Here is a 22,013-nt window from a genome sequence, read left to right as displayed (position 1 = left end):
AAATACTTGGTTTTTTATGGCAATTATTTTAATCTGGCTCGGAATAAATGCGTTTGGTTCTGCCCAAATTTCTTCCAATTATCATGTAAAAGCTTTCTGCAATAATCCATCAGAAACAGAAAAAAAAATTGCCTTAACTTTTGATGATGGACCGAGTGAATTTACTTTGGAAGTTTTAGAACTTCTGAAAAAATACAATGCCAAAGCGACTTTCTTCTGCATCGGAAAAAATATTGAAACGCATCCAGAAATCATAAAACAAATTATTTCAGAAGGTCATTTGGTTGGAAATCATTCTTACTCGCATTCCAAATTTTTTGATTTTTATAATGCAAAAAAAATAACCGAAGAAATTCAAAAAACGGATCAGCTTCTTGAAAAATTCACTTCAAAAAAAATAAACTTCTTTCGTCCGCCTTACGGAGTTACAACACCTTCGATTAGAAGAGCATTAAAAATTACCGGACATAAAACAATTGGCTGGAATATTCGTTCGCTTGACGGAGGAATAAAAGACCAAAATTTAATTTTCAATCGCATAATAAAACGCATTTCTCCCGGCGGAATTGTACTTTTGCACGACACTGCTCCGCACTCTGTTTTAGTATTGGAACAGTTTTTGCAATTTTTACAGCAAAACAATTATAAAGTGATTTCTTTGGAAGAACTTTTGAATCTTAAAGCTTATGAAAACTAGACTATATATATTTCTTTTTACTCTAACATTTTGTGCTTCGTCACTTTTCGCACAAGAGCAAAAAATGACGGATGCCGAAATTGCAACTTTCAAACAAGACGTAAATGTGGTTTCTAAAAAAATCAAAACCTTGAGTACTGATTTTATTCAATACAAACATATGGACTTTCTATCCAAGGATATTGAAACATCAGGAAAAATGTTTTTTAAAGAACCTGCATTATTATCATGGCAATATAAAAAACCATACAATTACAGCATTGTTTTTAAAAATGGAAAAATCCTGATTAACGACGAAGGAAAGAAAAGCGCGGTTGATATTGGCAACAGTAAAATCTTTGGCCGCATTAATAAATTAATTGTTGGAAGTGTAAGCGGAAATATGTTTGACGATAAAGAATTTACGATTTCCTATTTTAAATTAAAAGGTCAAAATCTGGCGAAATTTGTTCCGAAAGATGCGACGCTGAAAAAATACATCAAACAAATCGAACTGACTTTCGACAAAGAAGAAGCAACAGTAGTTCAGGTAAAATTATTAGAATCATCTGAAGATTATACCAGAATTGTACTTAAAAATAAAGTGATCAATGCAAAAATCGACGATTCAGTTTTTACTAATTAATTGTTTTCTGGCAATTGTTTTAGTTTCCTGTGGCTCGGTCACAAAAAATTATACGCCTAAAAAATTAGAAAAAACGGCTGTAGAAGTTCCTTATTTTTCTGAAGCAAAAACCGATTATGTTTACAAAACCAACATTACGGTTTATGGTCATGAATTGTCTGGCATTTTTATTGCCAAGAAAATAAATGACACAACGCATCGAGTAGTTTTTACAACTGAATTTGGTAACAAATTGTTAGATTTTGAGATTTCTGAAACAAGTTTTAAAGTCAATTCGATTGTATCAGAATTAGATAAAAAAATCCTGGTCAATACATTGAGAGATGATTTTAGACTGCTTCTTAAAAAAGATTATTTGATTCAGGAGCAATTTGAAAACGAATCGGATAACATTTATAAATCGGCAGACGGGAATCGTGATAACTATCTTTTCTTCTCGAAAAAAGATCAAAAATTAGAAAAAGTAGTTCATTCTTCTAAAACAAAAGAAAAAATAACAATTACTTTTACTTTAGAAAACGATATTTTTGCTAAAAAAGTTGTCATTTTACATCAGAATATCAAATTGAGAATTGAGCTAAATTATTTTAAATCAGAGTAAAATTCACATTAACCTAAACTAAACCAAATGAAAAAAATAACCTTAATTACATTCGTTTTATTTATCGGCCTTGCAACTTCACAAGCACAAGTTAGAGTTAGCCCAGGACTTAGAGGCGGTTTGAATATATCAACATTAACCAATATTGATGATAATAGTTCTAAAACTGATTTCTACATTGGTGGATTGGTAAATATTAAATTCAATAAATTTTTCTCGGTTCAACCAGAGATAAATTATTCAAGACAAGGTGATGAAGGAAGATATTTTGAAGATGGCCGTTATTATTCTGAAAAATACGAATTGAATTATGTAACACTGGGGGCAGTTGCAAAATTTAACTTTGGAGGTGGAGGTTTTCATCTATTGGCAGGCCCTTCTTTAGATTTAAAAGTTAGTGATAATTATATAAATACAAACCCTGAAGATTTTGATCTTTCATTTGTTGGAGGTGTTGGTTATACTTTGCCAAATGGTTTAACTTTTGAAGCTCGAATTAAACAAGGATTAATTGATATTTATGGTTATAATGGAATTGATTATGATGACTATTATTATGATCAGGTTATTTTAAATCAGGTATTCCAAATTGGAATCAGCTATACTTTTAAAGTAAAATAATATTTTGAAGTATAGCACTTTATTAATTGTTGTAATAACTTTTTTGGGATTTCAACAAGCTTGGTCACAAACTTCTTTTAAACCAGGTTTAAGAGGAGGTTTTGCATTTTCGACTATTTCAGAAACAAAATCCAGCTATAAAACTGATTTTTATATTGGTGCTTTTGGAGAAATAAATATTACAAAAAAATATGCGCTTCAACCTGAAATAACATATAGCAGACAGGGATCAGACAATGTTGGATATTATTTTGACAATGCTGAGCCAAAAAATGTAAAATTTCGTGATTTGCAATTGGGTTATTTATCCTTTACGCTTCTAAATAAATTTACATTTGGGCCTGGAATTCAAATACAATTTGGCCCCGCAGTAGATGTTCTTGTAAATGATAATTTAGACAAAATAGAAACGTATAATGATTTAGCACTTATTAGTGGTATTGCCTATCGTTTGCCTTCAGGTCTTACTTTTGAAGCCAGACTAAAAAAAGGCATACTGGATGTATTTGACAGTTCTTATTATAATGATAGAAATGATTATTATTTATTTGGAAGTTATAATACGAATGTCAATTTTCAATTAGGACTTTCTTACGCCTTTGAAGGAAAAAAATAAAAAAATGGTTTTAAAAGATTTTTACAAAGTTCTTTCGGAAGAAAAAACAACCGATTCTAAATATAGTATTACGATTTTGGTTAATGAAAAACACGAAGTTTTCAAAGGCCATTTTCCGGGAAACCCGATTATGCCGGGAGTTTGCATGATTCAGATTATTAAGGAACTTACAGAGAAAATTACGAAGCAGACTTTAATGATTCAGACGTTGGCAAACGTAAAATTCATGGCGCTTATTAATCCGGAAAATAATCCTGAATTGCGTTTAGAACTTGACATTACAATGACGGATGATAATTTGGTGAAAGTAAAAAACACCACTTATTTTAATGAGACTGTTGCTTTGAAACTGAGTAATGTCTATAAAAAACTAGAGATATGAAACTGCTATTAACATTACTTTTATGGGTTAATTTTGCTGGTACGCCAGACTTGGCTGCTATCAGAAAAATGTATACTGGCGTTACAAAATCAGAAAGCAACGCTAAAGAATTTTCAGAAAAACTGGCTGAAGTTTCTAACAGTGATGATAAAACTTTAGTGGCTTACAAAGCGGCTTCAATTTTATTAGATTCAAAGTTTCAGAAAAAATTACAGCAAAAAATTGATCGTTTCAAAGAAGGTGCAAAATTACTTGAATCTACTATAAAAAGCGAGCCTAATAATATTGAAATCAGATTGATCCGATTAAGCATTCAGGAAAATGTTCCTGGAATTACGGGCTACAAAAAGAATATTAAAGAAGACAAAAAATATCTTACTGATCATTATGCTGAGCAAAACGGCGCTTTGAAAGATTACTTAAAAGACTTTATTTTACAATCGAAAAGTTTCTCTGAAAAAGAAAAACAATTCGTGAAGTAAGCGAAAGCAAAACTCCAAAATGAAACCTACTTTGTCACAGCAAGATCTTATAAATTCCACTTCCTTTTGTGTTATTGTTCCAACATACAATAATCATAAAACGCTACGAAAAGTATTGGATTCTGTTTTAGATTTCACTTCAAATGTCATTATCGTTAACGACGGATCGACAGATGAAACTTTCGAAATTTTACAGCAATATTCACAACTTACACAAATTCATCATCCTAAAAATTTAGGAAAAGGACGTGCGCTTAGAAATGGTTTTCGCAAAGCAATCGAAATGAAGTTTGAATATGCAATTACCATCGATTCTGATGGACAGCATTTTGCATCTGACATTCCAGGTTTTATTGCCGAAATTCAAAACGAGCCGAATTCTTTATTGATTGGAAGCCGTAATATGACACAGGAAAATGTGCCGAAGAAAAGCAGTTTTGGAAATAAATTTTCGAACTTTTGGTTCAAATTTGAAACCGGAATAAAATTGGAAGACACTCAATCTGGTTTTCGATTGTATCCTTTGAATTTAATTCCGAAGAAATTTTATACCAATAAATTTGAGTTTGAAATAGAAGTAATTGTACGTTCCGCATGGAAAGGAATTACGGTAAAAAACATTCCGATTCAGGTTTTATATGATCCGGCAGAACGTGTTTCGCATTTTCGTCCTTTCCGGGATTTTACCCGAATCAGTATTTTAAATACGGTTTTGGTAACCAATGCCCTTTTATATATTAAGCCCAGGGATTTTTTTCGAAGAGCAAAAAAAAAAGGTTTTAAAAAATTCTTTCTTGAAGATATTTTAGAAAGCAAAGATTCTAATTTTAAAAAATCCGCAGCCATTGCTTTGGGCATTTTTATTGGACTTTCTCCGTTTTGGGGTTTTCAGACTATTTTGCTTTTTACTTTTGCTGCCGTATTCAGGCTTAACAAAGTGATTGCGTATTTGACTTCAAATGTGAGTTTTCCGCCCTTTATTCCGTTTATTATCTATGCGTCACTTCAGGTTGGAAGTATATTTGTGTCGAGTGATACCCCATTAATTTTAGATAGTTCGGTTACACTTGATGATATTCAAAAAAATGCTACACAATATATCGTCGGAAGTCTTATTTTAGCATCCGTTTCGGCGCTGTTTTTTGGTCTGTTGAGTTATTTGCTTTTAACGGCTTTTACTAAAAAAACATTCTGAAAAATCTTTGTAGTTTTGCCACAGATTAAAAGATTACAATGATTTTTTTTCGCCACGAATTCACGAATTATTACAAGCTAATTTGTGAATTCGTGGCGAACTGACACAGTTTTAAATCGATTTAATCCTTTAATCTGTGTCAATAAATAATAACAATAAATAATATTCATGCATCAATACTTTTACGCCATTCATTTATTTGTCAACCGAAGAAAATCTTTGTCGGTTGTATTGGCTGTTTTGATGCTTTTTATATTTGGATTTTTTGCTTCTAAAATTAAATTTGAAGAAGATATTACCAAATTGATTCCGACAAATGATAAGGCCGATGTTACGGCTAAAGTCCTAAAACAATTAAATTTTGCTGACAAAATAACCGTTATTTTCAAACTCGAAAAAAATGGTTCTGATGAAGATTTGAAAGAAATGGCAACCGCTTTTTCAGACAGCGTTTCTATTTCCTGCAAACCTTACATTACGGGAATTCAGGGAAAAATTGACGAAGAAAATATTCAGGAAACTATTGATTTTGTTTACGGAAATTTGCCTCTTTTTCTGGAAAATAAAGATTACAAATCGATTCAGAATAAACTACAAAAAGACAGTATTGCGGCAACTGTTCAGGGAAACTACAAATCGATTATTTCGCCATCCGGATTTATTACCAAAGATTTTATTCTGCAAGATCCGTTAGGAATTTCGTTTATCGCCTTAAAAAAATTGCAGCAATTAAATATTGGTGACGATTTTACGCTTGACAATGGTTTCGTCATGACGAAAGACAAAAAGAAATTATTGCTTTTTATAACTTCAAATCTTCCGTCGAGCGAAACGGAGAAAAACACCATTTTTGCGGCTAAATTAAAATCGATTCAGGAAAATTTAAATCAGAAATTTCAAGGCAAAACCTCGATCCGTTATTTTGGTTCGGCTTTGATTGCGGTTGCAAATGCCAATCAAATTAAGAGTGATATTGTTTTAACAACAACAATCGCCATGATTACGCTGATGCTGATTTTGATTTTATTCTATAGAAAAATATTAATTCCGTTAATCATTTTTCTTCCAACGGTTTTTGGCGCTTTGTTTGCCGTCGCGTTTTTATATTTTGTAAAAGAACAAATCTCAGCCATTTCACTCGGAATTGGTTCTATTTTATTAGGAATCACAATCGATTATTCCATACATATTCTCACGCATTACAAACACAACAGCGACGTAAAAACTTTGTATAAAGACATTACAATGCCTGTAATTATGAGCAGCTCTACTACCGCTGTTGCCTTTTTATGTCTGCTTTTTGTAAAATCGGATGCTTTGAACGACTTGGGAATTTTCGCCGCCGTTATTGTTATGGCTTCGGCATTTTTTTCACTTTTGATTGTACCGCATTTATACAAACCGAAAGAAAACAATTTTGAACACAAGAAAAATGTGATTGATAAATTGGCCCATTTTTCTTTTCATAACAATAAAATCTTAATAGGTTTTTGTGTTTTAATTACAATTGTCTGCTTCTTCACTTATAACAATGTTGGTTTCAATAACGATTTATCACAATTGAATTTTGTTCCGAAGGAAATTAAAGTAGCCGAAAAAGAACTGGAAGAAAGCACGAGCTTAACTTCAAAAACAATTTATGTTGCTTCGTACGGAAAAAGTATGGAAGAAGTTTTGCAAAACAACAGTCAGCTTTTCTCCGATTTATCTAAAGAAAAAGAACAAAATAAAATATTAAATTTTAGTTCTGTTGGCGGAATTATGTTTTCGCAGAAGGAACAGCAGCAGAAAATTGACCAATGGAATTCGTTTTGGGATGCCAATAAAAAACAGCTTTTAAAATCAGAATTAATTGCCGAGGGTTCAAAACTCGGCTTTAAGCCAACCACTTATTCTAACTTTTACGATCATTTAGATTTTAATTTTAAACCGATTTCTGCTCAGGAATATTTAAAAATTCAGGCTTTACAATTAAAAGAATTTGTAACCGAAAAAAATGGTTTTTATACGATTTCGACTTTAGTAAAAGTCACGCCAAAACAGCGGGATGCTTTTGTAAAATCGGCTTCAGCCAAAAATAATCTGATTGCGATTGACCGCCAGCAAATGAACGAAACATTTTTCAGCACTTTAAAAACCGATTTTAATTCGCTTGTTAATTATTCGTTTGTTGCTGTAATTCTGATTTTGTTTTTCTTTTTCAGAAGAATCGAATTGGTCATTGTAAGTTGTATTCCGATTGCTTTAACCGGAATTGTAACGGCAGGAATTATGGGCATTTTTGGTATTCAGATGAATATTTTCAGCATGATTGTCTGTACATTGATTTTTGGACACGGTGTCGATTTTAGTATTTTCATGACGAGTGCGCTTCAAAAAGAATACACAACTGGTAAAAACGAAATTGCCATTTACAGAACTTCGATTATTCTCGCCGTTATCACAACAATTTTAGGAATTGGCGCCATGATTTTTGCACAACATCCTGCATTGAGATCTATTTCGTCCGTTTCATTAATCGGAGTTTTTGCTGCCTTAATTATCACGTTTATCTTCTACCCGATTCTTTTTAAATTATTTATATCAAATCGCTCGAAAAAAGGAAATCCACCTTTTGTATTACGCACCTTTATTCACGGTATTATTTCATTTACTTATTACGGACTTGGCGGTATTTTGATGTCACTTTTCAGCATTACTATCATGCCGATTCTTCCGATAAAGGAGAAAACTAAAATGAAAGGCTTCCGATATGTGATTTCAAAATTTATGAAATCAGTTTTATATTCGAGCCCTTATCTTCGTAAAAAAGTCATTAATAAATTCGGTGAAAATTTCGAAAAACCAGCTATTATTATCGCCAATCATTCGTCGTTTATCGATATTCTGGCTATGGGAATGCTGAGTCCGAAAATTATTTTTTTAGTAAACGACTGGGTTTACAACTCTCCTATTTTTGGAGGAACAGTTAGAAAAGCTGGTTTTTATCCAGTTTCAGAAGGAATTGAAGGTGGCGTTGAACATTTGCGTCAAAAAGTAAATGAAGGCTATTCGTTAATGATTTTTCCTGAAGGAACCCGTTCTGAAAGCAATCAGATCAAGCGTTTTCATAAGGGTGCTTTTTATCTTGCCGAAGAATTCAATTTAGACATCCTTCCCGTTTTAATTCATGGTGCTTCAGAAGCCATTCCGAAAGGCGATTTTGTAATTCATGACAGTTCTCTTACCGTTTCTATTTTGGAGAGAATTTCACCAGACAATCTTTCTTTTGGGAAAAATTACGCAGAAAGAACGAAACAATTAAGTTCGTATTTTAAAACCGAATTTGCTAAAATTCGTCAGGAATTCGAAGGTCCGGAATATTTCAAAAAAATGCTTATTCATAGTTATGATTATAAAGAAATTGAAATCATCAACAGCGTTAAAAGCAATTTAAAAACACATTTAGAAATCTATTATCGCTTAAACAGGCATCTTTCGGCGAAAGCCAAAATATTGCATTTAGCGAATGATTATGGGCAATTAGATGTTCTATTGACCTTGCAGGAACCACAGCGAAAAATACATTCCTACATTGCTGATGAAGAAAAATCGTTAGTAGCAAAAACCAATTATTTCCTCAAAAAGAGAAAAATCACTTATTTGGAAAATCCTGAATTAGCTTTAGAAAATCAATATGATATTATTTTGATTTCTGATGAAAATTGTACTGCTGCTATTGAAAAAATCGCTGCTGTAACTTCCTGCATTATTTTGATTGATAATTCTACTTTAAAAAGCACTTTGATTAACTTTGGTTTTGAAAATGTTTCAGAAGAAGATTCCATAATCGTATTAAAGAAAAATTAGAATGAAAGAGCAATACGATGTCGTAATTGTAGGCAGCGGACTCGGCGGTTTAGTCTCGGCAATTATTTTGGCGAAGGAAGGCTATAGCGTTTGTGTGCTCGAAAAAAACAATCAATACGGTGGAAATCTACAAACTTTTGTACGTGATAAAACCATTTTTGATACCGGAATTCATTATATCGGAGGTTTAGGTGAAGGCCAAAATCTCTATAAATATTTTAAATATTTGGGAATTATGGATCATTTAAATCTGAAAAAATTAGATGAAAATGGTTTTGATATGATTTCTTTTGAAGATGATCAAAATGAATATCCACATGCGCAAGGTTATGAAAATTTTGTAAAACAATTAGAACATTTTTTTCCTGAAGAAAGAGAAAACCTTGAGGAATATTGCACTAAACTACAAACGATTTGTGACTCATTTCCACTGTACAATTTAAAGTGGGAAGGCAAATATGACAATGCTATTTTAGAATTAAACGCAAAAGAAATAATCGCCAATAGTACGCAAAATGAAAAACTAAAAGCGGTTTTGGCGGGAAGCAATTTTCTATATGCAGGTATTCCGGATAAATCGCCTTTTTATGTTCATGCCCTTTCGGTAAACTCCTATATACAAAGTTCATGGCGTTGTATTAATGGCGGAAGCCAGATTACAAAACAACTCTTAAAACAGCTCAAAAAACACGGAGGTGAATTTTATAAATACAAAGAAGTTACTCGTTTTAATGTTGAAAACAACAAAGTAACGGGTGTAGAAATGAAAGACGGAACGCAAGTTTCCGGCACACAGTTTATCTCTAATATAGATCCTAAAATTACACTAAAACTTGTTGGCGAAGAACATTTCAGAAAAGCATTTTTTAGCAGAATTCAGAGTCTTGAAGGTGTTATTTCAGCTTTTAGTTTATATCTTGTTTTTAAGCCGGAAACTTTCAAATACATCAATCATAATCATTATCATTTTAAGAAAAGCAGTGAAGTCTGGAATGCTCACGATTATGATGAAAATTCATGGCCAAAAGCTTTTATGGCTTCCATGAACGCTTCAAAAAAACAAGAAGAATGGGCAGAAGGCATGACTTTCATCACTTATATGAAATATGATGATGTGGCTCCGTGGATGAATACTTTTAATACAACTGTAGAAGAAAATGATCGTGGCGAAAGTTATGAGGAATTTAAAACCAGAAAAACATCTAGGTTTCTTGATGAAATTGAACTGAAATTTCCAGGAATAAAAGATTGTATTCAGTCCATTCATACTTCGACACCGCTTTCCTATCGGGATTACATTGGCGGACACAATGGCAATATGTATGGTTATGTGAAAGATTCCAGCAATCCGATGAAAACCCTGATTCCTTCAAAAACTAAATTGGACAATCTTTATCTTACCGGACAAAGCATCAACATGCATGGTGTTTTGGGAGTAACTATTGGAGCTGTCGTAACCTGTTCTGAAATTCTTGGAAAAGAATATTTAGTAACCAAAATCAATCAGGCATCTGAATAAAAAATGTGTATATGAAAAGCCGAATTAATTTATTTTTATTCGTTAGTTTTTTATTGATGTTCGCATCTTGCGGAACATCAAAATCTATGCATCATGAGCCTGATATTTCAAACTATAATGCTGCAAAACCTGTTGTAACAAAACAATCTCCTACTGTTTTTGTATCAGGAAAAAATTCACTTTTAAAAAACAAACAAGGTCTTTGGGAATTGTATGTCGAAGGTAATCCTTTAGAAATTGGCGTTACAACCGGCGCTTTATCTGATTCTCTTTTAAAAAATCAGGAGAATATCTTTTTCTCAAAAATAGAAGATATCGTTCCGTCAAAATTTCAACAGAAATTGCTTCGCCAATTTCTAAAATGGTACAATCGGAAATTATATACCAACGTTCCTGAAGAATATCAAACTGAAATTTATGGTGTTTCGCAATACACTTCAAATAACTTTGATAATATCGCACCGCAATACCAACGCAATTTGTATTTGCATGCCGCACATGACATTGGCCACGCCTTACAAGATTTGGCTTTGGTTGGCTGTTCATCTTTTGCCGCCTGGGGCGAAAAATCTGAAGATGGGAATTTAATTCTTGGGCGCAATTTTGATTTTTATGTAAATGACGCTTTCGCGGAAAATAAAATTATCGCCTTTATAAAACCCACACAAGGTTATAATTTTATGATGGTCTCCTGGCCCGGCATGATTGGAGCAGTGTCCGGAATGAATCAGCAAGGTTTAACGGTTACGATTAATGCAGGAAAATCAGAAATTCCGCTGAGTGCCAAAACGCCTATTTCGATTTTGACCCGTGAAATTTTACAGCACGCTCAAAATATTGAAGAAGCAATTGCGATTGCCAAAAAAAGAAAAGTCTTTGTATCCGAATCTATTATGGTTGGAAGTGCCCAGGATAATAAAGCTGTTTTAATTGAAGTTTCTCCAAAAAAGATGGATGTTTATGATGTTGCAAACAGTAATCAATTAGTTTGTTCGAACCATTTTCAAAGTGAAGCTTTCAAAAATGATGAACGAAATCAGATACAAATTAAAGACAGTCATTCAAAATATCGCTTTGACAGAATGCAGGAACTTTTGGTCGAAAATCCAAAAATGAACCCAAAAATTGCTTCTGAAATTCTGCGAAATAAAGAAGGCTTAAAAGATATATCATTGGGTTTTGGAAATGAAAAAGCTTTAAATCAATTGCTCGCACATCACGGAATTATCTTTAAACCAAAAGAAAAATTGGTTTGGGTTTCGGCAAATCCTTTTCAACTGGGCGAATTTGTCTGTTATAATCTGGATTCCATTTTTAACAAAAAATCAAATTTGGCTATTTCATTCGAAGAAGAAAATTTAAATATTGCCGAAGATCCATTTATTAGAACTGAAGCTTTTCAAAACTATAAAAAATTTAAAGTTGAAAATCACCAATTCGATTTGTATCTGAAAAACAAGAAAACGGTTTCTTCTGACTTTATTCAGCATTATCAATCTTTAAACCCTGATTATTGGGTTGTATATTACAAAGCAGGGTTGTACTTTTATCAAAAAAAAGAATTCCAAGCTGCTCAGGCAAATTTTGAAAAAGCTTTGACCAAAGAAATTACGACGGCACCTGAAAAAGCAAAAATTGAAAAATATTTAAAAAAACTCAAAAGAAGATTACAATGATTCCAGCAATAGAAAAAGATTCTTTAGAAGACATTAAAATTTTTCAGGAACAAAAATTAGCCGAACTCTTAAAATATATAAGCGAGAATTCTCCTTTTTATAAACGTCTCTTTGCCGGAAGAAATATTGATCTTTCGACTGTAAAAACACTCGAAGATTTACAATATTTACCCGTTACCACAAAAGAAGATTTACAACAATACAATGATGATTTTTTATGCGTTCCGCAACATAAAATCATTGATTATGCCTCGACTTCCGGAACTTTAGGCGATCCGGTAACTTTTGGTTTAACCGATTCAGATTTGGATCGATTGGCTTATAATGAAGCGATTTCGTTTGCCTGCGCCGGAATTGCAGAAGGCGATGTTGTGCAATTAATGACGACAATTGACAGAAAATTTATGGCCGGACTGGCTTATTTTCTTGGTCTTCGAAAATTAAAAGTTGGTGTTATCAGAGTTGGTGCCGGAATTCCGGAATTGCAATGGGATTCGATTCTAAAATACAAACCTTCTTATTTAATTACGGTTCCTTCTTTTCTTTTGAAATTGATAGAATATGCCGAAATTCATGGAATTGATTATAATAATTCAAGCATAAAAGGTGCGATTTGCATTGGAGAATCTTTGCGAAATGAAGATTTTTCAATGAACACTTTATCCCAAAAAATCATCGATAAATGGAATATTAAGTTGTTTTCTACTTATGCTTCTACTGAAATGAGTACCGCTTTTACAGAATGTGAACACGGAATTGGAGGTCATCATCATCCTGAATTGATTATTGTTGAAGTTTTGGACGAAAATAATATGCCTGTAAAAAATGGCGAAGTTGGCGAATTAACTTTTACAACTTTAGGTATTGAAGCCATGCCGTTATTACGTTTTAAAACTGGCGACATTGTGCAACTTCACAATGAACCTTGTGCTTGCGGGAGAAATACTTTGCGCGTTGGTCCGGTTATTGGCCGTAAAAAACAAATGATAAAATACAAAGGAACAACACTTTATCCGCCAGCAATGAATGATGTTTTAAGTGGTTTTGATAATATCGAAAATCATATTATAGAGATTTCTACCAATGATTTAGGCACGGATGAAATCCTGATAAAAATTGCGGTAAAAAATCAAACACCAGAATTTCTTCAGGAAATCAAAGATCATTTCAGAGCCAAATTAAGAGTAACTCCAAAGATTGAATTCGCTTCAAAAGAAACTTTAAATCCGTTAGTTTTTAATCCGATGAGCCGAAAACCAATTCGGTTTTTTGATTATAGAACTTTATAAAAGGTTCAAAGTTACAAAGGTTCAAAGGGACAAAGGTTTATCTAATTGTCTGATAAAAAGCCTTTGAACCTTTGTAACTCTGAACCTTTGAACCTCAATTTGGTACAAATTAAACTAAATGTTGTAATTTTGCACAAAATATTGAAGATGGTCAAGATTGGCAACATAGAATTACCCGAATTTCCTTTATTATTAGCACCGATGGAAGACGTGAGCGATCCGCCGTTTCGCAGATTATGCAAAACGCACGGCGCTGACATGATGTATTCTGAATTTATTTCGTCAGAAGGATTAATTCGTGATGCTATCAAAAGTAGAATGAAGTTGGATATTTTTGATTACGAACGTCCGGTTGGAATTCAGATTTTTGGTGGAGATGAAGAAGCAATGGCGCTTTCGTCTAAAATTGTTTCTACCGTAAAACCAGATTTAGTGGATATCAATTTTGGATGTCCGGTAAAAAAAGTAGTTTGTAAAGGTGCCGGAGCAGGCGTTTTGAAAGATGTAGATTTGATGGTGCGTTTAACGAAAGCCGTTATTAGAAGTACTGATTTGCCTGTTACCGTAAAAACACGTTTAGGCTGGGACGAAAGCTCGATCAATATTGATGAAGTTGCTGAAAGACTTCAGGATATTGGTGTTCAGGCTTTGACCATTCATGCCAGAACCCGTGCTCAAATGTATAAAGGCCACGCCGACTGGTCGCATATTGCCCGTGTAAAAAACAATCCTAGAATTACAATGCCAATTTTTGGAAATGGCGATATCGACAGTCCTGAAAAAGCATTAAAATATAAAAATGAATACGGAATCGATGGTATCATGATTGGTCGTGCTGCGATTGGTTATCCGTGGATTTTTAACGAAATCAAACATTATTTTAAAACCGGTGAACACTTACCTGCTCCAACCGTTATCGATCGTGTTGAAGCTGCCAGAAATCATTTGCAATGGTCGATGGATTGGAAAGGCGAACGTTTAGGAATTGTTGAAATGCGTCGTCATTATACGAACTATTTTAAAGGAATTCATTCTTTTAAAGAATTTAAACAAAAGCTGGTTACAACTGATGCACCTGAAGATTTGTTCGCCATCATGAAAGAAATCGAACAGGTTTATGCAGGATATGAATTTGCTTAAAAAACATAAAAAAAGACCTTCAATTGAAGGTCTTTTTATTTTAATTATACTTGAATGCGTTTCCATTTTCCTCTTTTATAAAGGACAATACCTGCTAAAGTTATAGCCGTTTCTGCAACCGGAATTGCAATAAAAACGCCTGTTGGGCCCATATTAAAATGTTTTGCTAATAGATAAGCTAGTGGAATTTGGAACAACCAAAATCCAAAGAAATTGATTCCCGTTGGTGTCCAGGTATCTCCTGCTCCGTTGAACGTATTGATCAAAACCATTCCTATTCCGTAAAAAACAAATCCAACACTCATGATCTGTAATGCTTCAACGGCCACTACTCTTACCATTTCATCATTGGTAAAAAACGAAATAATGTATTTGCCAAAAACCAATGTAATAACCATAATTGTCGCCATAAAAATGACATTGTATCTTGCTGTTGTATATACTGACTTTTCGGCGCGTTCAATTTGTTTTGCACCTAAATTCTGACCGACTAAAGTTGCGGCTGCATTACTTAATCCCCAAGCCGGAAGTATAAAAAACATCATGATTCTAAGTGCTGTCTGATAACCTGCAGAGCCATGATCACCTCCTGTTGTAGCAACTAACTGAGCCAGAAAAATCCAGCTACAAGAAGCAATAACAAATTGTAAAATTCCCGGAGCTGCTATCTTTACTAAAGCTTTTATCTGTTTAAAATCAGGAATAAAGTAAGAGACATAAATTCTCAAAACACCATTACCAAAAAACAAATGATACACTTGGTATAATACTCCGATGCTTCTTCCTAAAGTTGTTGCCAAAGCAGCACCTACTAATCCAAAAGCTGGAATGGGACCTAACCCGTTAATCAAAATTGGACATAAAATAATATTGCAGATGTTCGCCAGCCACAAACTTTTCATTGCAATTGCTGCATTTCCGGCACCTCGAAATATTCCGTTAATTAAGAATAAAAGCATAATGCATAAACTGCTTCCAATCATAATTTGTGTAAACCTGAAACCGTATTCGGCAGCTTCAACGGATGCTCCCATCAAAATCAGTATATCTTTCGCATAAATAACGCCCAGAATGCTCATTATACTGTTTACTGCAAACGCAATAATAATGGCCTGCATTCCGGCCTTCGCAGCAGCGATTGGATCTTTTTCTCCAATGCGTCGCGCCACAACAGCTGTTGCCGCCATACTCATACCGATTGCTAAAGAATATATAATCGTCAGTACCGATTCGGTTAAACCAACGGTTTGAATAGCGAAACTACTGTGCTCTAAATGGCCAACGAAATATAAATCGACCAAAGCAAAAACGGATTCCATCATCATTTCTAAAACCATCGGAATGGCTAATAAAATAACGGCTTTTTTAATACTTCCGGCTGTGTAATCAAAAGATTCGTCGCCTTTAATGGCTTGTTTTAAAGTGGTAAAAATTTTAGAAAATAAACTTTTTTGTATTGTTGTTTCTGTCATGATATATTAGGATAAATGATAAAATTGGTCCAGATAAATTATCTTGAACACTAGAAAAAACGTAAGTATCCTAATTATTAAAAAATAAAATAGGATTAGGCAGAAACAATCATATGCTGTAGCTTTTTAAGACGATAAATATAGGTAATATTTTTTAAGAAGAAATATTAATCTAACAGCTTTTTACTCACTCTGCTACTGGCAATTAAAGATGCCACAAAACCAAGTGAAACAATTGTTGCCATCACAATAAGTACGTTTTCTAAAGTAAAAACGACAGGATATGCTAAAGTTGGTGTTAGCATAATCAGGTTATATTTTTGTTGCAAAACAACCATAATGATTCCAAGGGCAAGACCTATAATTCCTCCAAAAACACTTAATAAAGTTCCCTGAAGCATGAATATTTTTCGAAGACTTTTGATTTCTGTTCCGAGATTAAAAAGTGTTTTCAGATTTCCTTTTTTATCTAAAATCATCATGATTAAAGCCCCAACCAAATTAAAAAGTGCTACGATAATTACCAATGTAAAAATCAAATAAACCGCAATATTTTCGGTGTTGAGCATTTTGTATAGAGACTCATTAAGTTGTGCTCTGTTTTTGATCGTGATTTTATTTTTGAAAATACTTTCCAATTGAGATCTTATCGCATCTTCATTGACATTTTCTTTTAGTTTGAATTCTACACCCGAAATCTGATTCGGTTTGTACATCAATAATTCCTGCGCCAAACTTAAATCAGCAAACACGTATTTTGAATCTAAATCCTCACTAATAGAATAAATTCCGACAGGCAAAACGTCGGTTTTATTAAACGCTTCTTCAGGATTTTCAAAAGCTCCTTTTCCGGGTTTTGGTGCAAATATCTGCAATGGATTTTCAAAATCTAAAACGCCCATCGAAAAATCTCTGGCGATTCCGTAACCAACCACAACCTGATACGTATCCGGTTTAATCCATTGACCATTAAAAAACTTTTTCCTGATATCGTTTACAACTGGATAAAGACTATCAACTCCTTTTAAATAAGTAACTTGTTGTTTGTCTTTAAATAAAAATAAAACACGTTCTTCGATAATTTTGGTATACGAAGCAACGCCTTCTATTTTTTTAATTTTACTCTCCTGATCCGGTGTAATTAAAAACGATTTTCCTAACGTACTTGTAATTTTTAAATCGGGGTCAATTTCATTAGTAAAAGAAAGACTGAATACTTTTAGTCCGCTAAAAACAGATAAAACCACAAACAAAGCCATTGTGCCAACAATAATTCCCATGCTGGCAATGCGATTAATGATATTGATAGCATTGTTTTTACTTCTGCTAAAAATGTAACGTTTGGCTATGTAAAGGGGGAAATTCAATTTATGATTTTCTTCTTTTTTCTAAAAGATCACGGTTTTCAATTGGGTTTTCTCTGTTTGATAAAGCGTTGTCAATTTTTTCGATATAATCTAATGAGTCATCGATAAAAAATACCAGGTTTGGTACGCGACGCAATTGCAAACGAACACGTTGTGACAAATCGTGTTTAATTAAGGTAGTATTCGATTTTATACCTTCTAAAGTCTCTTTTGCTTTTTCTTGTGGAAAAATGCTTAAATATACTGTTGCCACAGATAAGTCTGATGTAACGCTAACTTTGGATACGGAAATTACCAAATTATTAATTCCGTTTTTTCGCACTTCACCTTGCAAAATATCAACCAAATCTTTTTGGATGACACCGCCTATTTTTTTCTGTCTATTTGTTTCCATAGTGCAAAAATACTATTTTTAAATTTCACCCGATACAATTTCGATTGAACAATAGAATGATTTTTACATTCTTACCTCTTTTTAATGCGGTTTTGTTCCTTTTTTTGATGAAAAGCCAATAAATGAGATTATTCTTTTCAAATCTCAATGTTGATAAAAGTCATATTTTACATCAGAATTATTTTACATATTTGACAGAACCTAATAACAAATCAATTATGAAAAAAAGAGAACCAATCAGTCATATTATGACCAAAACCGTAGTGACTGCAAACGAAAATGATGATCTTAAAAAAGTTGTTGAGAAACTAAAGAAAAATACTATTCGCCATATTCCGATTGTTAAAGGGAAAGAAGTTGTGGGGATTATTAGCAGAACTGATATTAATCGATTGACTTTTGGTGCTTTGTTTGAAGGACAAGAAGGCGCTGACGAAGCTATTTTGGACATGCTCACAATTTCTCAGGTCATGACGTCAAAACCGAAAACAGTTTCTTCAGATACTATAATTAGAGATTTAGCCGAAATTTTTGTCAAAGAAGATTTTCACGCTTTGCCTGTTGTTGATAATGGCGAACTTAAGGGAATCGTAACGACAACTGATGTTGTAAAGTATTTTTTAGAACAATATGAATAAATTATAATCATAAAAAAGGGAGCTAATTGAAGCTCCCTTTTTTTATCTGTTTTGTAACCATCCTTCCGGATTATTATTTGATGTATTTTGAAGAATCAAAAACTTAATGATTGTTTTTCCAGTATCACCACTAGTTCTCACTTTTCCGATACTTTGTTTGATATTTACTTTATCTCCTTTTTCGACAAATACCTGACTTAGGTTTTGATAAACGGTGAAATAATCTCCATGCTGAATCATAACCGCTCTGTTAATTGGAGATAAAACGATAACACTTGAAACCGTACCCTCAAATACAGCACGAGCAGTTGCGCCAGATTCCGTTGTAATCTCGACTCCTGAATTATGAACTGTTAAATTTGGATATAATGGATGTTGCTGATCACCATATCCTAATGAAATAAATCCTTTTTCTACAGGCCATGGCAATTTTCCTCGGTTTGCTTTAAAGTCGGCAGCCAGGATTTTTCCTTCTGGTGTTAAAGCAATTTTAGATGATGAAACCGGAGCAGTAGAAACTGTTGCTCCCGGATTGTCTTTTGCTCTTTCTGCTGCAGCTTTTCTATTCGCTTCGGCAATAGCTTCACGAATCAAACGATCAATTTGTCTGTCGATTCTTTTTGCTTCTGCCTGTTTGGCTCTTGTATCTGCTATAATTTTGTTTTTATCCTTTTTAATAGCATTAACTAATTTTTGCTGCTCTTTCTTTTCAATTTCTAAACTTTGTTTTTCTTTTTGATTTTCAGCAATAATCTTTTTCTTAACCTTTCTTTGTCCGTCTAACTTCGCATTAAAGTCAACTAATTGGGCAGTTTTAGATTGAATTTCTAAACCTTGATTTTTTCTGAAATTAGTATATTGTTTTAAATATTGTGCTCTTTTATAAGCCTGCAAAAAACTTTCAGAAGACAAAATAAACATCGCCCTGCTTTGCTCCGAACGACTTTTGTATGATTTCAGGATCATTTTTGCATAATCTTCCTTTAAAACCTTCAATTCTTTTTTTAGCTTATTAACCTTAACCTGGTTAATATACATATCATTACTTAAAAGTCTTTCTTGCTTTGCAGTAGTATTGATGAGCTTTTCTTTCAGTTTAATTTTATTCGCCTGAATTAAAAAGACATTTACAGCCGATTTCTCTTTTTTCTTTACAGACTGCAGCATTTTTTCATTATCTCTAATTTCCTGCTGAATCTGGGCTTTACGCTGCTCCAGTTTTTCTTGTTGCGAATCCTGCGCCCACATAAAAGTTGTGGCACAAATAAAAATTAGGCTTAGGAGAAATTTTGGCATGTTTCTTTTTTCTTTTTGCAAATTTAATTAATTATAACTTTTTTATACCCACTTGGAACACTATATGGGAAAGAAAGTTCTTCATTAAACGTAATATTATTATATTCTAAATTAATATCGGTCTTACCTTTTGGCTGAACAGCATTAATTTCGATTTTTGTTGGTAGTATTCCCTGATCAAAAGTTTTGGTGTCAGAATATTTTATTGCTAACATTCTGTTTTCTGCAGGCTGTGCAATTTCTTCTTTCTGCACCAAATATTTTTCAGAGTCCAAATAGAATGTCTTTTTTATTTTAGTTTCTTTTTCATCTTCTAATTTAAAAAGATTTTCTACAATGGTCTGCGTATATTTCCCTTTTCTTAAATCATCTAAAGCTTCTCCAACCAATAAATTTTGGACCTTACTGTAATCTAATTCAGTTCCAAGCCATTTACTTAGACTCGTAAAATCGCCTTCGTAATAAGTCCCTTTTATTTTTTCGTAATAACTTACCGTTGTTGGGGTAATCAAAGCTTTTGCCATTGTGATTCCAAGAAAACGAACGCTTACTAAAATTTGCTTGTCTTTTTCAATTTTGATTTCAGCAGTTACATTCTGACTTTGTTTTTCATCTTCATATTTAGCGCTTGCCTTTATATTTAATGTTTTGAAATCTAATTTATTGTCGTAATGTTTTGCAATTGCTTTTTTATCTTCTTTTGGTGCTTCTACAGGTTTGTCTGTATTTTGTACTGCGACGGCTTTCGATTTACATGAAATCACAAAAACTGACATCAATACTAGTGCTATATATTTTTTCATCTTACTTTTTTTGTTTTAATAACTCATTTGCTTTCAAAAAGTATTCCTCTTTTTTCTTAGCGTCTCCTAACCCATTATATGCCTCTCCAAGCTGAATATTAAAATTTGCCTCAAGCGTTTTATCATCAACTACATAATCGAGTCCCATTTCTAAAACGGTTTTTGCATTCTTAAATTGTTGTAACTTATTGTTTCCTAAACCTGCATAATAATAAAATTGAGGCTGACTCGGATACACTTCAATCATATTCATTGCTCTTTTTGTCATTGGCTCAAACTGTTTTGCCTGCGTATACGCTTCAAGCAAAAGCAAATTGGTTTCGCGATCTGTATCTGAATTGGCCTTTAAATCTTTTTCATAATATTTAATTGCATTTTCAAATTGACCTTTACTGTGATAAAATTTTCCAACTTCTTTTGCAACATCAACATTTGAATCGTTGTCAAAATAAGCAATTGCTTTCTCTAAATCCGGAGCATATTGCGGATTTTTATTCACATAAATCAAGAACTCATTTAATGTACGATGCTTTATTTTTGAATCAATTTTTGAACTTGATAAAATTACATTCATTGATTTAATTGCCTGATCTGCTTTGTTGGCATCTAAATATCCTTTGAATAAACTCACCTGAGCCCATTCAGAATTTGGAATTTCTTTCGCCAATTGTTTTGCAACATCCAAAGCCTTATCTGTTTCTTCTGATTTGGAATATAAAAAAATCAGATTAACATAATTTGATTCTTCTTTCGGATTTTGTTTAATCTGAGCAATTAAATTTTCAATCTCAGAATTTTGATATTTCCCCTGAGATAAAATCTGTAATTTATATCTTTCGCGATCTTCCGATTTTCCGAATTTATCATTCATTTCATTAATCGTCGAAAGCGCTTTATCGTACTGATTCGTTAACATGTACAACGAAATCAAATCATCTTTGTATTCTTCGTCAAACGGAATAATTTTCTGAATCGTTTCGATTGCCAAAGGATAATTCTTGGTCTCATAACTTACATCATAGATTCCAAGCCAATACCATTTGTTTTTCGGATCTAACTGTGTTGCTTTTTCAAAATTATCCTGAGCACTTTGGTATTGTTTTAAAAAGAAATAATTTTTTCCTAATTCAAAATAAGCGACAGCATCATTAGGTTTTAGTTTGATACATTTTTCTAATGATACGATAGCTTTATCGTAATTTTCAATTCCTTTTTGTTTTAATGATTCATAAAAAGAGTCCTGATATTCATCGGTTGCCATAGCGATATCTTCCGGTTCAGTCTGAGCTGAAACCGATGCTGAATTGCCAAGCAAAACGAAAAATAAAATTACAAAAACTCCTTTTTTCAT

General features: G+C 33.0%; 20 protein-coding genes. 14 read left to right on the top strand and 6 right to left on the bottom strand.

Going from position 1 to position 22,013, the window contains the following annotated elements:
* Positions 1-16 precede the first annotated feature (16 nt).
* From AC1RRN_RS19210 to dusB, 13 genes are all read left to right on the top strand, one after another.
* Positions 17-697: a polysaccharide deacetylase family protein gene (locus AC1RRN_RS19210; protein ID WP_492968848.1), complete on the top strand. Its 681-nt coding sequence runs from the start codon at positions 17-19 to the stop codon at positions 695-697.
* Positions 687-1,322 carry a flexirubin biosynthesis/transport protein LolA2 gene (gene lolA2, locus AC1RRN_RS19205; RefSeq protein WP_492968847.1) on the top strand — a complete coding sequence of 212 codons (636 nt, stop codon included), beginning with the start codon at positions 687-689 and terminating at the stop codon, positions 1,320-1,322. The genes AC1RRN_RS19210 and lolA2 overlap by 11 nt, the downstream gene beginning before the upstream one ends.
* The gene (gene lolB2 / locus AC1RRN_RS19200) at positions 1,288-1,923 is read left to right on the top strand and encodes a flexirubin biosynthesis protein LolB2 (RefSeq protein ID WP_492968846.1); all 636 of its coding nucleotides are present in this window, start codon (positions 1,288-1,290) and stop codon (positions 1,921-1,923) included. Before lolA2 ends, lolB2 begins: the two co-directional genes overlap by 35 nt.
* A 27-nt stretch (positions 1,924-1,950) precedes the next feature.
* Positions 1,951-2,544 carry a porin family protein gene (locus AC1RRN_RS19195; protein ID WP_492968845.1) on the top strand — a complete coding sequence of 198 codons (594 nt, stop codon included), beginning with the start codon at positions 1,951-1,953 and terminating at the stop codon, positions 2,542-2,544.
* Positions 2,545-2,548: 4 nt separating this feature from the next.
* Positions 2,549-3,160, top strand: coding sequence for an outer membrane beta-barrel protein (locus tag AC1RRN_RS19190; protein WP_492968844.1), 612 nt, complete (start codon positions 2,549-2,551; stop codon positions 3,158-3,160).
* Between the two features lie 4 nt (positions 3,161-3,164).
* Positions 3,165-3,542: an ApeI family dehydratase gene (locus AC1RRN_RS19185; protein WP_492968843.1), complete on the top strand. Its 378-nt coding sequence runs from the start codon at positions 3,165-3,167 to the stop codon at positions 3,540-3,542.
* Positions 3,539-4,024, top strand: a complete 486-nt coding sequence (locus AC1RRN_RS19180; RefSeq protein WP_492968842.1) for a hypothetical protein — start codon at positions 3,539-3,541, stop codon at positions 4,022-4,024. Before AC1RRN_RS19185 ends, AC1RRN_RS19180 begins: the two co-directional genes overlap by 4 nt.
* 19 nt (positions 4,025-4,043) lie before the next feature.
* A complete protein-coding gene (locus tag AC1RRN_RS19175; RefSeq protein WP_492968841.1) occupies positions 4,044-5,219 on the top strand; it encodes a DUF2062 domain-containing protein in 1,176 nt (391 codons plus the stop codon).
* Between the two features lie 168 nt (positions 5,220-5,387).
* On the top strand, positions 5,388-9,068 hold the full coding sequence (locus tag AC1RRN_RS19170) for a 1-acyl-sn-glycerol-3-phosphate acyltransferase (protein ID WP_492968840.1): 3,681 nt from the start codon (positions 5,388-5,390) through the stop codon (positions 9,066-9,068).
* A 1-nt stretch (position 9,069) separates the two neighbouring features.
* The gene (locus AC1RRN_RS19165) at positions 9,070-10,587 is read left to right on the top strand and encodes a phytoene desaturase family protein (protein WP_492968839.1); all 1,518 of its coding nucleotides are present in this window, start codon (positions 9,070-9,072) and stop codon (positions 10,585-10,587) included.
* 11 nt (positions 10,588-10,598) lie between these two features.
* Positions 10,599-12,263, top strand: a complete 1,665-nt coding sequence (locus AC1RRN_RS19160) for a C45 family autoproteolytic acyltransferase/hydrolase (protein ID WP_492968838.1) — start codon at positions 10,599-10,601, stop codon at positions 12,261-12,263.
* Entirely contained in the window at positions 12,260-13,552 is a 1,293-nt protein-coding gene (flxY, locus tag AC1RRN_RS19155; protein WP_492968837.1) for a flexirubin biosynthesis putative acyl-CoA ligase FlxY, read from the top strand. Before AC1RRN_RS19160 ends, flxY begins: the two co-directional genes overlap by 4 nt.
* Before the next feature lie 147 nt (positions 13,553-13,699).
* Positions 13,700-14,692 (top strand): tRNA dihydrouridine synthase DusB, encoded by a 993-nt coding sequence (dusB, locus tag AC1RRN_RS19150; RefSeq protein ID WP_492968836.1) that lies wholly within the window; start codon positions 13,700-13,702, stop codon positions 14,690-14,692.
* A gap of 44 nt (positions 14,693-14,736) precedes the next feature.
* On the opposite strand, the gene AC1RRN_RS19145 is transcribed toward dusB, so the two are convergent.
* The 3 genes from AC1RRN_RS19145 to rbfA all read right to left on the bottom strand — a co-directional run bounded on the left by AC1RRN_RS19145 (position 14,737) and on the right by rbfA (position 17,925).
* The gene (locus tag AC1RRN_RS19145; RefSeq protein WP_492968835.1) at positions 14,737-16,164 is read right to left on the bottom strand and encodes an MATE family efflux transporter; all 1,428 of its coding nucleotides are present in this window, start codon (positions 16,162-16,164) and stop codon (positions 14,737-14,739) included.
* A gap of 167 nt (positions 16,165-16,331) precedes the next feature.
* The gene (locus tag AC1RRN_RS19140; RefSeq protein WP_492968834.1) at positions 16,332-17,531 is read right to left on the bottom strand and encodes an ABC transporter permease; all 1,200 of its coding nucleotides are present in this window, start codon (positions 17,529-17,531) and stop codon (positions 16,332-16,334) included.
* 1 nt (position 17,532) lies between these two features.
* Positions 17,533-17,925, bottom strand: coding sequence for a 30S ribosome-binding factor RbfA (gene rbfA / locus AC1RRN_RS19135; RefSeq protein ID WP_007808467.1), 393 nt, complete (start codon positions 17,923-17,925; stop codon positions 17,533-17,535).
* 218 nt (positions 17,926-18,143) lie between these two features.
* Here rbfA and AC1RRN_RS19130 point away from each other — a divergent pair, with 218 nt between their 5' ends.
* Positions 18,144-18,563: a CBS domain-containing protein gene (locus AC1RRN_RS19130; RefSeq protein ID WP_492968833.1), complete on the top strand. Its 420-nt coding sequence runs from the start codon at positions 18,144-18,146 to the stop codon at positions 18,561-18,563.
* Between the two features lie 42 nt (positions 18,564-18,605).
* Here AC1RRN_RS19130 and AC1RRN_RS19125 read toward each other — a convergent pair whose 3' ends face one another.
* The 3 genes from AC1RRN_RS19125 to AC1RRN_RS19115 are packed head-to-tail and all read right to left on the bottom strand — an operon-like array spanning position 18,606 to position 22,013.
* Complete coding sequence (locus tag AC1RRN_RS19125; RefSeq protein WP_492968832.1) at positions 18,606-19,859, bottom strand: murein hydrolase activator EnvC family protein; 1,254 nt, start codon at positions 19,857-19,859, stop codon at positions 18,606-18,608.
* 23 nt (positions 19,860-19,882) lie between these two features.
* Complete coding sequence (gene lolB1, locus AC1RRN_RS19120; protein ID WP_492968831.1) at positions 19,883-20,662, bottom strand: lipoprotein insertase outer membrane protein LolB1; 780 nt, start codon at positions 20,660-20,662, stop codon at positions 19,883-19,885.
* A gap of 1 nt (position 20,663) precedes the next feature.
* The gene (locus AC1RRN_RS19115; protein ID WP_492968896.1) at positions 20,664-22,013 is read right to left on the bottom strand and encodes a tetratricopeptide repeat protein; all 1,350 of its coding nucleotides are present in this window, start codon (positions 22,011-22,013) and stop codon (positions 20,664-20,666) included.

The organism is Flavobacterium sp. GW821-FHT11G01 (assembly GCF_058808175.1).
The sequence above is the reverse complement of the archived record's forward strand: the minus strand, read 5'-3'. Positions and strand labels throughout refer to the sequence as shown.